The organism is Vibrio sp. RW (assembly GCF_027587105.1).
Lineage (GTDB): Bacteria > Pseudomonadota > Gammaproteobacteria > Enterobacterales > Vibrionaceae > Vibrio > Vibrio toranzoniae.
In genome coordinates, this window is record NZ_JAPPTM010000005.1 from 17,112 (window position 1) to 30,625 (window position 13,514).

Below are 13,514 nucleotides of genomic sequence, written 5' to 3' on the forward strand. Positions count from 1 at the left end.
GCCCCAATCGAAATTGAGGCGTTTGAAATCACTATCAACGTAAGCTTAGATTAGTATTTGACGTTTGGATGATACTGACTAAGTACGGCTACAATCTCGTCCATTTTCTCTTTACTTGGAGGTTGTATACCTTCAAGAGGGTAGTCATGGCCGAGTGCTTCCCACTTGTGAGCACCAAGCTTGTGATATGGAAGTAGTTCTATTTTTTCAATGTTGTCCATGTCTTTAATGAACTCACCTAAAAGGTGAGCATCTTCTGGAGTATCGGTGTAACCCGGAACAATCACGTAACGAATCCAAGTGGTTTTTCCGATCTTGTGTAGGTAGCGTGCAAAATCAAGCGTACGTCTATTCGATACACCAATGAAGTCGTGGTGAATCTCATCTCGCATATGCTTAATATCCAGCATCACTAAATCTGAGGCTTCTAGAACTTCATCGATCACTTCAGTGTGCTTGCGAATGTAGCCATTAGTATCGAGACAAGTGTGAATGCCTTCAGCCTGAGCAGCGCGGAAAAAGTCACGGACAAACTCAGGTTGCAACATTGCCTCACCACCTGAACAGGTGATACCACCACCAGAGGCTTTCATGAAATGACGGTACGATTTTGCTTCGTTGATGATCTCTTCGACCGTTACTTCCTTTCCATCATGAAGATCCCATGTGTCGCGATTATGGCAGTACATACAACGCATTAAGCAGCCCTGAAGAAACACAATAAAGCGGATACCAGGGCCATCGACAGTACCACAAGATTCGAATGAGTGAATACGACCAGTTGTAGACATGAGCTATTCTCGTAGAGGAATTTATGCCCCTTATTTTATTACAAAAACGGTACATAAAATAGGGTCAAATGGTAACGAGGTCTTTAAAAGTAAAGGCAACTATCGATGAAGATGATTGTCTTTCTTAAACTGGAAAAGTAAAGGACAAAAGGCCTTATGGTGCCTAGAAGAAAGCAAACATGGTGATGCCACCCGTGGTGTACACTGACTCTTTCGCTTCTTTGTAATCAGGCGTTTTTGCCGTTAGCGCCAAGGATGCACCAACGTGTTGGTTATACCAAGCAAAACCCAGAACGGCTGTCGCTTGTATGTTCTCTAATGTAACATCGTAAATAGCAGGATCTTCGTTGTTTTTATTCGCATACTCGTCCACACCTGAACGATCACCTTCGATAGTCAGGTCGTTAAATCGGTAACGACCTTCAAGGCCAGCATAGGTAAACCAACCCGTGTTTGACGCGCCGATCATACCTGCCTTAAATGGGTTTTCTGTGCTGATGTTTGCTGCGCCAAAGTTGCCACCTAAGTCTGTACCCCAACGGAACATGAAGCCTGTTGAAATATCACTTCTAAAGTTACCCACGTTGATTTCTGAAACGTTAGAGATTTCGAAGTCAGTGTTTACTAACGCTTGATTGCGCATTAGGTTGAAATGACTCAGATACCCCACACTACCGGCGTACTCATTATCAACTTGATATTCCCAACCCATAGGTTCGTCTGATTTCGTGATCGAGTGGACTAGCTTTTGAGCGTCTTCAGAAAGTGCACGTTCACCCGTTGTACCAAACGTGATGTTAAAGCGTTGGGCTTGCTGCGGATTCAAGCTAATGTAGTTGAATTCTGTGTGTAGGAAACCGGCATATGGGCGATCATTGGCTGATGGTGTTTCCAATTCAATATCAGAAGGGGTATACATTTTGTGGCCAATGGTGATCTCCCACTTATCTAGAGAGTTTGCGCCCCAATAAGAAAGACTTAATGGTTTCACCCAATTGTACGGAATAATACTTGATGATGTGTAACCCAGAAATAAGCCGTTGGTGTAGTCTTGGTCGACACCAAAGATACCATCATTGTCTAAAGCGAAAGTTAATGTAGAACGTTCAGATGCTAATGATGCAAAAGAGAGAAGAATCAATGGTAAACAACGAAGGTAATTCATGTAGCAGTTACTCTAAAATTATGAGCCAAGATAGTACCGTAGTTTGAGTTAATCTATAGAAAAAAAGTGAATAGAAAGGGAGATTTCTGCTCAATCTAACACTTTGGGATATTGGTGAGGTCAGTACTATTTATATCGAATATAAAAAAAGCCTCGCACATTGGCGAGGCTCATTATTACTGAATGGTCAGTTTAAACGTTGATGTTTATAGAGACTCAGTAAATGTACGTGCGATTACGTCAGCTTGCTGCTCTGTAGTCAGAGAGTTGAAGCGTACAGCGTAACCAGAAACACGAATCGTTAGCTGAGGGTATTTCTCAGGGTGCTTAACTGCGTCTTCAAGAGTTTCGCGGTTAAGAACGTTAACGTTAAGGTGTTGACCACCTTCAATGCCAGCTTCGTGGTGGAAGTAACCATCCATTAGGCCTGCAAGGTTAGCACGTTGGCTGTCTTGTTCTTTACCTAGTGCGTTTGGCACGATAGAGAACGTGTAAGAGATACCATCTTGTGCGTCAGCAAACGGTAGTTTACCGACAGACGTTAGTGAAGCTACAGCGCCTTTCTCATCACGACCGTGCATTGGGTTAGCACCAGGAGCGAAAGGAGCGCCAGCACGACGACCGTCTGGAGTGTTACCTGTTTTCTTACCGTATACCACGTTAGACGTGATAGTAAGAACTGACTGTGTAGGGATAGAGTTACGGTAAGTCTTAAGCTTACGGATCTTGTTCATGAACGTAGAAACGAGTTCACAAGCAATGTCATCTACACGAGAGTCGTTGTTACCGTATTTAGGGTAATCGCCTTCGATTTCAAAGTCAGTTGCGATGCCATCTTCGTCGCGGATTGGTTTAACAGTCGCGAATTTGATTGCAGACAGTGAGTCAGCTGCAACAGATAGACCAGCAATACCACAAGCCATAGTACGACGAACGTCACGGTCATGAAGAGCCATTAGAGACGCTTCGTAGCTGTACTTGTCGTGCATGTAGTGAATGCTGTTTAGTGCAGTCACGTATTGCTTCGCTAACCAGTCCATGAAGTGATCTAGACGGTCCATTACTTTATCGTAATCAAGAACAGCGTCAGTCATTGGAGCTTCTTTAGGACCAACTTGCATCTTAAGTTTTTCGTCCATACCACCGTTGATTGCGTAAAGCATTGTTTTCGCAAGGTTAGCACGAGCGCCGAAGAACTGCATTTGCTTACCAACGATCATTGGAGATACACAACAAGCGATTGCGTAATCATCAGAATCAAGGTCAGGACGCATTAGGTCATCATTTTCGTACTGGATAGAAGAAGTATCGATAGATACCTTCGCACAGAAACGTTTGAAGCCGTCAGGCAGTTGCTCAGACCAAAGAACAGTGATGTTTGGCTCTGGAGAAGGACCCATAGTGTATAGAGAGTTAAGGAAACGGAAGTTCGAACGCGTTACTAGCGTACGACCGTCGATGCCCATGCCACCCATAGACTCTGTTGCCCAGATAGGGTCGCCAGAGAATAGCTCATCGTACTCAGGAGTACGTAGGAAACGAACCATACGTAGCTTCATTACGAAGTGGTCGATCATTTCTTGAGCTTGGTCTTCTGTGATTTTGCCAGCAGCGATATCACGCTCGATGTAGATGTCTAGGAAAGTCGAAGTACGACCTAGAGACATTGCAGCACCGTTTTGAGACTTAACAGCAGCTAGGTAGCCAAAGTAAGTCCACTGGATAGCCTCTTGAGCAGTTTGAGCTGGCTCAGAGATATCGAAACCGTATTTAGCTGCCATTTGCTTGATTTGACCTAGAGCACGATGTTGCTCAGAGATTTCTTCACGCAGTTGCATTGTTTCTGCTAGGTTTTCGCCGTTTTCGAATTGCTCTTGAAGAGAAGCAAATTGAGCTTGCTTGTCTTTCATTAGGAAGTCGATACCGTATAGAGCTACGCGACGGTAGTCACCAATGATACGACCACGACCGTATGCATCAGGAAGACCAGTCAGAACACCAGACTTACGACATTTTAGGATATCAGGCGTGTAGATATCGAAAACGCCAGCATTGTGTGTTTTGCGGTATTCTGAGTAGATTTTTGAAACCATTGGGTCAAGAGTTTCACCGTATGCTTTACAAGAACCTTCAACCATACGTACACCACCGTTAGGGATGATGGCACGTTTTAGTGGTTTCTCAGTTTGTAGACCAACGATAGTCTCAAGATCTTTCTCAATGTAACCTGCATCGTGAGCAGTGATGGTAGAGATAACAGAAGTATCGAAATCTACAGGTGCCTTAGTTGCGTTTTCCTGTTTGATACCTTCCATTACCGAAGACCAAAGCTTGTTAGTTGCTTCAGTACCCTCAGAAACTAGGAAAGACTCGTCGCCTTCATACGGCGTGTAGTTCTTTTGAATGAAATCACGAACGTTTACTTCGCTTTGCCACTCACCTGCAGCAAAATCTTCCCAAGCTTTAGCAAATTGCTCTGCCATGACATACCTACCTTTTTAGTAGAAAAAACACGTACATTAACACTGTTGAGCCAGTGCCCCTGGTAAGGGTAGTACACTCTTATTAATAACAATATGTATGAGCATATTCGCTTCATATGATTATATATATTGTCACTACTCTTTATATGTTGTCTTTACTCTATGTAATTAAGACTACGCTAAAAAATTTCTGTAAACCTTAAACTAAATCAATAAATACCAACAAAAGTTGAAAAAATTTGAGTAGCAGGGGTTGCTACCCAAACTTTTTTTTAATCTTAATACTACTTTTGTGTAGTAAAAGAGGTTATAGCCAAGATGTTAGGCCATACTGACTCTCTAGCATACCAACTGCAAGCATTGCTACTAGACAGATAACTAAAACGCCAACTGGGATAACAATTTTGTCTACAAATGATAGACGCTTCGCACGCTCTTTATCACCAATTAGGCCGTTGTTATCAAGAAGCATAGTTAACGCCCAAGCTAATACTGGGTTAACAACTGCAGAACCAAAGATACAGATACCAGCGGCTTGAGAATCTTTCGAATCCTTAACCATTTGCATACCCGCTTCCAGTAGAGGTAGAGATACACCGACAAGTAGCGCAACACGCATCACAGGTGGCCATACCGCAACGTCCATCGGGAAACCAAGAATCGCAACAATAATACATAGCGAACCAAGTAAGATTGCGCCACCAGGAATGGGACGTTTCGCGATTGCAGCTGGGATCATATAAGTACCCCAAGAAGAAGTGATATTACCACCACCTACTGCAGTACCAACCATTTGACGAACTGAACACATAGTCATTGTGTCATCTACGTCCATCAGAACTTTTTCAGAACGTTTAGGGTAGTTCAACTCTTGGAAGATACGGTGGCCTAAGAAATCAGGTGACCACATTGCTACTGCAAGAATTGCGAACGGTAAAGAAGCGATAAAGTGTTCAATGTTTGGCAAGCCAAGCATCCAACCTTCAGAAGTCGAACCCCACCAGTAAACTGGGTTTAGGTTTGGAATACCCATTTCAGTTTCGAACACGATATCGAAACCAGCGCCTAGTGCTAATGCAATAGCAAGGCCTGTAAACGCACAGACTGGGATAGCTAACCAACGCTTGTTAACTTTTGCTAGGAAAGCGTAAATAGCAATAGTAATGGCAAGAACGATAAGACCCACGTAACCCATGCTACCCGCTTCAACAGTAGAAGATTGAAGACCAACCGCCCATGCTTGAATTGAGTTGATTTGGCTCATAGTACCGGTTAGACCTAAGAAAATGAGCAAGCCACCAGCAGTACCTTCTGAAGTTAGGTTAACTAGCTTGGAGCCGCCTTTTAGGAAGCTTAGGATTAGACCGAAAATACCGATAAGGATAGCCAATGCAAGAGGGTGAGCACCAGCTAGAGCGATGGTACCAATAAGAGGGATCATTGGGCCGTGGTTACCGGCAAGGTTGGCTTTTGGATTAAAGAAACCAGAGGCAAGGATACAGAACAGCAGTGCAGGGATAAGCATTTCTACACGAGCGACTTCAATCGCAAATTCTTTACCAAGGTTTACGTGATCCCAAGCTTGAGTGAGGCCATCAGCCCAAGACATCATTACTGCAGAGTACATTGCGATGATACCAATGGTGCCAGCAAGTGCAGGAACAAGGTCTTCAAGTTCAAAGCGGAAATCACGGCCTGGAAGGTTTAGGCCAAAACGACGAGGCTTCATGATTTGAAGTTCGTGGTCTAGGTAATCTGAGCGGCTCTCAAATTCAGAAGAAGGGCGGTGTAGCTCTTTATAGCTTTTCTCTTCTACTTCAGAGTTCGCATTATTGACAACGTCTGACATAGATTCCTCATATTTTTGTGTTAGTAATTCTAAGATTGAATTCTATAATTTCGCATAATTGCGTTATTTCTTAGTTTTAACTTGTTAGCACTATGTTGCGCAGTTTTAATGTGCATTATGCTGTGAAGTTAAAAGAAACATTTGGCATTTTTTTATGCCTTATTGTGTGTCGAGGAGTTTAACAAGCTTACTCTTTAGGGTGATTGATCTTGATCACTTTAAGAGTGTATGTGAAAGAAAGCTACAAAATGAAGCGATTCATTAACGTACCATTGATGAATCATGTAATTTGTTTTCACAAGTTAACGTTTACTATCTTCTTTAAACTCTGTTGCCACAGCGTTCGTTGATGTGCCTAAAACTTACTGGATTGTTTAATTACTACCTGCTTGTCCTGCTTATTAGGGAAACTCTTACAATCTAGTCCCTTTATAATAATTGTGATTTATGTAATGACTTGTGTATTTATGTGTGCGCTATATGTTGTCGGCAATAAAGCATCTTAGTCACATAACTTGTTTTCCTTACCGAGTATAAGGTTACGACAATCTCATTTTGGTTAACTTTATTTAAACAATGTAAGAGAGGGTATTACGAGTTATTGATATAACTCATTCATTAAATTGAGGGTAAAACGCTACATAGTGCATAATAAATCAGTGTGAAGTGCTATTTATTCTGAATTTACTAGGTTAATAATTTGTTGCATGTTGATCCGTGTGGTGCTAATTTGTATCGCATGAAAAGGTCGGAGTACCTTGCATTTTCACAAACTTGGGAGAGAAAGCGCATGAAAGATGTACCAGCGCTGGACATAAAGGATCTACACAAAACGTTTGGTCAAAATGAAGTTTTAAAGGGAATTTCACTTTCAGCGCATAAAGGCGACGTGGTATCAATTATCGGATCTTCAGGATCGGGTAAAAGTACTTTCCTTAGATGTATCAATCTTTTAGAGACACCTACCGCCGGCGAAATTTGGGTTAATGGCGAATTAATTCAAATGAAAAATAATCGTCAAGGTGTTTCTGTTCCTACCAATGAAAAACAAGTTCAGCGAATCCGTTCTCGTTTGGCAATGGTTTTTCAAGGTTTTAATCTATGGTCTCACCTGACCGTTCTCGAGAATGTTATTGAAGCACCTGTTCACGTATTAGGTGTGCCTAAAGCACAAGCGATTGAAAATGCAGAGTTACTATTGAAGAAAGTAGGGCTGTATGAGCGCAAAGACTACTACCCAGGACACTTATCCGGCGGGCAACAACAGCGCGCTGCGATTGCACGAGCGTTAGCGGTCGACCCCGAAGTGATGTTGTTTGATGAACCAACATCGGCACTCGATCCTGAGTTAGTTGGTGAAGTTCTTGGCGTAATGCGTGATTTGGCTGAAGAAGGAAGAACCATGCTTGTGGTAACACATGAAATGGCTTTTGCTCGCGATGTATCAAATCACGTAATGTTTTTGCATCAAGGGCTAGTGGAAGAGCAGGGCGATCCAGCTAAACTGTTTACGGAGCCTGAATCTGAGCGTTTACAACAATTTATCTCATCGATTTACTAATCAGAATTGAAATACCGTTGCCAAGGTAAATAGCAACGGTGTGAACAATGAAACACAACACGTAAGTTAATAAGCAACAACAAACACAATATTAAAACTAGCAAAACATAAAAACCTAAATCACAGGAGTAGGGATATGAAAAAGTGGTTATTAGTCGCGGCACTTGCTGCAACTGCTGCAACGGGCGTAGCTCAAGCAAAAGAATGGAAAACAGTACGCTTTGGTATTGAAGGTGCTTACCCTCCATTTAGCTGGACAGAAGCTGACGGTTCACTGAAAGGCTTCGATGTCGATATGGCTAACGCGCTTTGTACTGAAATGCAGGTGCAGTGTAAGATCGTTGCACAAGACTGGGATGGCATCATTCCTTCTCTACTTGCTCGTAAATATGATGCGATCATTGCGGCAATGTCTATCACGGAAGAACGTAAGAAAAAAATCGACTTCACTGGCAAATACGCACTTATCCCAAACAAGTTCATCGCTAAAAAAGGTGCAGGCCTTAACTTTGATGATCTAAGTGGTCAAAAGATTGCCGTTCAACGTGCAACAACTCACGATAAATACCTAACAGACAACTATGGCGACACAGTAGAGATCGTTCGCTACGGTTCATTCGACGAAGCTTACCTTGATCTAGCAAACGGTCGTGTTGCTGCTGTACTCGGTGATGCATCTGCTCTAGAAGAAGGCGTGCTGAACAAAGCGGGTGGTGAAGACTACGAATTCGTTGGTCCATCACTAACTGATCCTAAGTGGTTCGGCGAAGGTTTTGGTATTGCTCTACGTAAGCAAGACAAAGATCTGACTAAGCAATTAGATGCGGCAATCCTTTCACTACGTGAAAAAGGCATCTATCAAGATATCGCGGCTAAATACTTCAACTACGACGTATACGGTCAGTAATCTCTAGCGTCATTTCTTAAGGGAGAGGTTCTCCTCTCCCTGTCTTACCAACTTTTCGCAGTTCTGTTGGAATTCATTATGTTTGATTTACAAGGATATGAAGCGTCGATCCTAAAAGGAGCGGTGCTTACAATCGAAGTTGCTTTATTGTCGCTGATTTTAGCTATGGCGCTTGGCATGCTAGGCGCTTTGGCAAAGCTTGCACCCTATCGTTGGGCTCGCGCCATCGCAACCCTCTACACAACCGTCATTCGAGGCATTCCAGATCTCGTATTGATGATGCTGATTTTCTTTGGTGGACAAATCCTTTTAAATAACAGTTTGTACTCCATCAATGAGTGGCTCAATGAGTGGTTCACATCAAGTGATCCTAACCATGAATGGACCGCTTACTTACCCGATTATATTGATGTCAGCCCATTTATTGCTGGTGTTTTAACGATAGGCTTTATCTTTGGCGCTTACATGGCAGAAACATTCCGCGGCGCGATCATGGCGGTGGATAGCGGTGAAATGGAAGCGGCGAAAGCTTACGGCATGAGCCCTGTACTGGCATTTCGTCGTATTCTATTGCCACAAATGATTCGTCACGCCTTACCGGGTTTTGGCAACAACTGGTTGGTATTACTTAAAACCACCGCGTTAGTTTCCATTATCGGCTTAGAAGATATGGTGCGTGTTAGCGCATTAGCCGCGGGTTCAACCAAAATGCCATTTACCTTCTATATGACAGTGGCGCTTATCTTCCTATTCTTCACCAGTGTTTCGACGGGCTTGCTTAAGCTGGTTGAACGTAAATTCAGTATCCACGCGAGGTAGTTATGGACTTTTCATTGATAATTGAAAGCCTGCCGATTTACCTTAGTGGTTTATGGACAACGGCTTGGATGGTTTGCTTAGCTTTGATCATTGGCTTATTTGTCGCCATACCATTAGCTATCTCTCGCAACAGCCCAAATATGCTGATTAATGCTCCTGCTTGGTCATTCATCTATTTCTTTCGTGGTACGCCGTTATTGGTGCAGTTGTATCTTATTTACTACGGTATGGACCAGTTCTTCCCAGTAAAAGACACATTATGGGAAAACGCTTGGTTCTGTGCTCTGGTGGCATTCATTCTTAACACATCAGCATATACAGCAGAGATCATTCGCGGTGCTATTAATGGCTTACCAAAAGGTGAAGTTGAAGCGGCAAAAGCATACGGTATGAGTACAGCGAAGACTTATAGACGTATTATTCTGCCAAGCGCTCTACGCCGCGCACTACCGGCTTACAGTAACGAAGTTATCTTCATGCTTCACGGTTCAGCGGTAGCCGGTATCGTAACGATTATGGATCTTACGGGTGCTGCGCGTTTGGTTAACTCACGTTACTACGCTCCGTTCGAGTCTTTCCTAACGGCAGGTCTGTTCTACATGGCACTAACGTTCATCATAATCGCGATTTTCAAATTCGCAGAGAAACGTTTCTTAGCTTATCTAAGACCGCTTAGCTAATAAGCACACCGCAATAATTTCAGTTAAACAAACGGCGCCTTTCATAGCGCCGTTTTTTTATGGATAAACTTGTTTGCATAGAGCTAGTTAAACGTCGACCAAATTGGCGCGTGATCTGACGGTTTTTCGATGCCACGTAGCTCGTAGTCGATGCCTGCTTCAGTACATTTATCAGCAAGTTTCTGTGTTGCTAAGACTACATCAATACGTAGGCCACGGTTGTCTACGAAACCTTTCGAGCGGTAATCGAACCACGAGTATTGATCATTCACTTCAGGATGTAGCATGCGGAAGCTGTCCACAAAGCCCCAGTCCATCAATGTTTTCAACCATTCGCGCTCTTCTGGTTGGAAAGAACATTTACCGGTTTTCAACCAACGTTTCGCATTAGGTTCACCAATACCGATATCAGCGTCGATAGGGCTGATATTAATGTCGCCCATCACAATCACTTGTTCATCTTTGTTGTGGTAATCGTTTAGGTAAGTCATCAAGTCTTTGTAGAATTGACGCTTGTACGGGTATTTGGTTTCGTGCTTGATGTTATCACCTTGAGGGAAGTAGCCATTTAGCACAGTAACCTTTTCACCATTTTCATCTTCAAACGTCGCCATGATCATGCGCTTTTGATGGTCTTCATTGTCTGTTGGAAACCCCTTCTGCACAGAGATAGGCTCTTGCTTACACAACATAGCCACACCGTAGTGTGCTTTTTGACCGTGGAAGTAAACCTTGTAGCCCATTGCTTCAACATCAGCAATTGGGAAAGCTTCATCGTGTACTTTTATCTCTTGCAGACCGATCACGTCAGGTTGATGCTTGTCGATAACAGCTTGCAGTTGGTGAAGACGGGCTCTCAGGCCGTTGATGTTGAAGCTAATTACTTTCATTTGTTTTTATACCTCTCGTAAACCTTTGTCACTGCGAGTTTTTAAAGGTTTTTTGATTTGGTGGATTTCATGGTATGTCGTATTTAACCACGCTTAATAATTTCTGTCGCCATTTTGTCGAGACTAAATGGCGACGTTAAATTGTGTGAATACCTACAGTTACGCTGAGTCTACTGAGTTTTTAGTAAGTCTAAAAAGAAGGCGTATTCAAGAGCATCTTCTTTTAATCGCTTAAATCGACCAGAAGCGCCACCGTGACCGGCTTCCATATCGGTTTTGAACACCAGTACATTGTTGTCTGTTTTCATTTCACGCAGCTTCGCGACCCACTTCATTGGTTCAAAGTATTGCACTTGTGAATCATGTAGGCCTGTTGTCACCAACATGTTCGGGTAGTTTTGTACCTTAATATTGTCGTACGGTGAGTAACTCAGCATGTAGTCATAGTAGGTTTTATCGTTTGGGTTGCCCCATTCGTCATACTCATTGGTGGTTAGAGGGATCGATTCATCAAGCATGGTTGTCACAATGTCTACAAACGGAACATGTGCACCAATACCCCGGTACAGTTCTGGCGCTTGATTGATGATTGCCCCCATTAGTAGACCGCCAGCAGAACCGCCCACCGCAAATACTTTATCTTTAGCGCCATAACCTTCTTCAACTAGGCCTTTAGTTACATCGATAAAGTCATTGAACGTGTTTTGCTTGGTCAGCTTTTTGCCGTCTTCATACCAAGGGCGCCCCAGCATTTCTGAACCGCGTATGTGAGCTATCGCATAAACGAAGCCTCTATCGAGCAGGCTGAGACGAATCGAGCTGAAGGTCGGTTCAATGGTGGAGCCGTAAGACCCATAACCGTATTGGTAGATTGGGTTAGTGCCGTCTTTTTTGAACAAATCTTTACGATACACCAAAGAGACAGGGACTTGCTTACCATCGCGAGCCGTAACCATGATTCGCTCTGATTGGTAGTTATCCGCTTCAAAGTCACCTAATACTGGTGTTTGCTTTTTGATTTCAGACTCACCCGTGCTGAGGTCGAAATCATAGTAAGTTCCTGGCGTAGTCAAGCTGCTGTAATAGATACGAACTTTTGAGTTATCTAACTCATAGTTACTCGTTAGGTAAGCGGCGAAAGCGGTGTCGTTAAATTCAAGTGGGAACTCTTTACCTGTTGAGAGTTGGCGAACCTTGACTGTCGACAAGCCATCCGCACGTTGCTCGTAAACAAGATGGTCATCAAACAACTCGAAATCAACAAGTTGAGTGTTGTCGTCTGCTGCGATGACATCGACCCATTTTGAGCGGTCATGCATGTCTTCGGCTGTGACTTTCATTAAACGGAAGTTGACTGCTTGGTAGTTGGTGTAGATGTAATACCAATCACCCAGTTTAGCGATGCTGTACTCAATTCCAGTCTCTTTTGGGTAAAAAGCTTCAGCTTTAGCCTTCGGGTTGTTGGCATCGATGACTGAAACCCCACTGGTTTCTGTACTCGAGTGCCAAATGTAGACCTGTTCACCATCTTTGCTTTTATTTAAAGAGGTGTAGTAAGCGCTGTCGGCTTCTTCGTAGATTAGCTCATCGCTTGTTTGAGGTGTGCCTAATACGTGGCGGTAAACTTGATAACCTAGCAGCGTTTGTGGATCTTTCTTAATGTAGTAAAAGGCTTGGTTATCGTTTTGCCACGCGATAGCACTCGAAGCACCTTCTATTTCGTCTTTTAGGTATTCACCAGTGGTGAGGTCTTTAATCTTGATGGTGTAAATGCGGCGACTCAGGGTATCTTCGCCATAGGCCAACAAGTTTTCGTCTGGGCTGATTGTTAGGCCACCAATACTGAAAAATTCGTGTTCTTTTGCTAGTTCGTTAACGTCTAAGATGACTTGCTTGTCTGTGCCTAAAAAGTCTTTTTCACGCAAGTGAACTGGGTATTCGTTGTCACCTGTAACTTCATTCGAGTAGTAGTAGCTGCCTTTGCGAACTGGTACCGAATTGTCGTCTTTGGCGATTCGACCTTTGATCTCTTCAAATAGCTGTTCTTGCAATGCTTCAGTGTGTTTGAGCACAGTGTTGGCGTACTGATTCTCTTGCTCGAGGTGGTGCAAGATCTCTGGATCTTGGCGCTTGTCGTCACGCATCCAGTAGTAATCATCGATTCGGGTATCACCATGAATCGTCATTGCATGAGGGACTTTCTTAGCAACAGGAGCTTGTGTTTGCTGAGCGATGAGTTGCGATTGAGAGTAGTGGTTCATGGTTGGTATTCCTTGATTGCTGCATCCGGCGACAAGCGCGCCCGATACAGCTAATGTGATTAAAGCGAAACGCATCTGTATATCCTTAGTCTGTACCTTACTCGCTTT

At 43.3% G+C, this 13,514-nt stretch carries 10 protein-coding genes; 4 read left to right on the forward strand and 6 right to left on the reverse strand.

Annotation, left to right across the window (positions count from 1 at the left end; translation table 11 throughout):
• Nucleotides 1-50 precede the first annotated feature (50 nt).
• The 4 genes from pflA to OCT63_RS05920 all read right to left on the reverse strand — a co-directional run bounded on the left by pflA (nt 51) and on the right by OCT63_RS05920 (nt 6,288).
• Nucleotides 51-791, reverse strand: a complete 741-nt coding sequence (gene pflA, locus OCT63_RS05905) for a pyruvate formate lyase 1-activating protein (protein ID WP_060467378.1) — start codon at nt 789-791, stop codon at nt 51-53.
• Between the two features lie 163 nt (nt 792-954).
• Entirely contained in the window at nt 955-1,956 is a 1,002-nt protein-coding gene (locus OCT63_RS05910) for a lipid A deacylase LpxR family protein (RefSeq protein ID WP_161685981.1), read from the reverse strand.
• 206 nt (nt 1,957-2,162) lie between these two features.
• The gene (pflB, locus tag OCT63_RS05915) at nt 2,163-4,439 is read right to left on the reverse strand and encodes a formate C-acetyltransferase (RefSeq protein ID WP_046222727.1); all 2,277 of its coding nucleotides are present in this window, start codon (nt 4,437-4,439) and stop codon (nt 2,163-2,165) included.
• Nucleotides 4,440-4,746: 307 nt separating this feature from the next.
• Nucleotides 4,747-6,288 (reverse strand): DUF3360 family protein, encoded by a 1,542-nt coding sequence (locus OCT63_RS05920; RefSeq protein WP_161678011.1) that lies wholly within the window; start codon nt 6,286-6,288, stop codon nt 4,747-4,749.
• 790 nt (nt 6,289-7,078) lie between these two features.
• Between OCT63_RS05920 and OCT63_RS05925 the strand changes: the two genes are divergently transcribed.
• From OCT63_RS05925 to OCT63_RS05940, 4 genes are all read left to right on the forward strand, one after another.
• Nucleotides 7,079-7,849, forward strand: coding sequence for an ABC transporter ATP-binding protein (locus OCT63_RS05925; protein WP_017055012.1), 771 nt, complete (start codon nt 7,079-7,081; stop codon nt 7,847-7,849).
• Nucleotides 7,850-7,985: 136 nt separating this feature from the next.
• Nucleotides 7,986-8,756: an ABC transporter substrate-binding protein gene (locus OCT63_RS05930; RefSeq protein ID WP_010437364.1), complete on the forward strand. Its 771-nt coding sequence runs from the start codon at nt 7,986-7,988 to the stop codon at nt 8,754-8,756.
• A 78-nt stretch (nt 8,757-8,834) separates the two neighbouring features.
• Nucleotides 8,835-9,575 (forward strand): ABC transporter permease, encoded by a 741-nt coding sequence (locus tag OCT63_RS05935; protein ID WP_060467381.1) that lies wholly within the window; start codon nt 8,835-8,837, stop codon nt 9,573-9,575.
• Between the two features lie 2 nt (nt 9,576-9,577).
• Nucleotides 9,578-10,255 carry an ABC transporter permease gene (locus OCT63_RS05940; RefSeq protein WP_017055015.1) on the forward strand — a complete coding sequence of 226 codons (678 nt, stop codon included), beginning with the start codon at nt 9,578-9,580 and terminating at the stop codon, nt 10,253-10,255.
• 83 nt (nt 10,256-10,338) lie between these two features.
• On the opposite strand, the gene xthA is transcribed toward OCT63_RS05940, so the two are convergent.
• Together xthA and OCT63_RS05950 are read right to left on the reverse strand one after the other, a co-directional pair.
• Nucleotides 10,339-11,145, reverse strand: a complete 807-nt coding sequence (gene xthA, locus OCT63_RS05945; RefSeq protein ID WP_269983362.1) for an exodeoxyribonuclease III — start codon at nt 11,143-11,145, stop codon at nt 10,339-10,341.
• 170 nt (nt 11,146-11,315) lie between these two features.
• A complete protein-coding gene (locus tag OCT63_RS05950; RefSeq protein WP_269983435.1) occupies nt 11,316-13,406 on the reverse strand; it encodes a S9 family peptidase in 2,091 nt (696 codons plus the stop codon).
• Nucleotides 13,407-13,514: the final 108 nt, after the last annotated feature.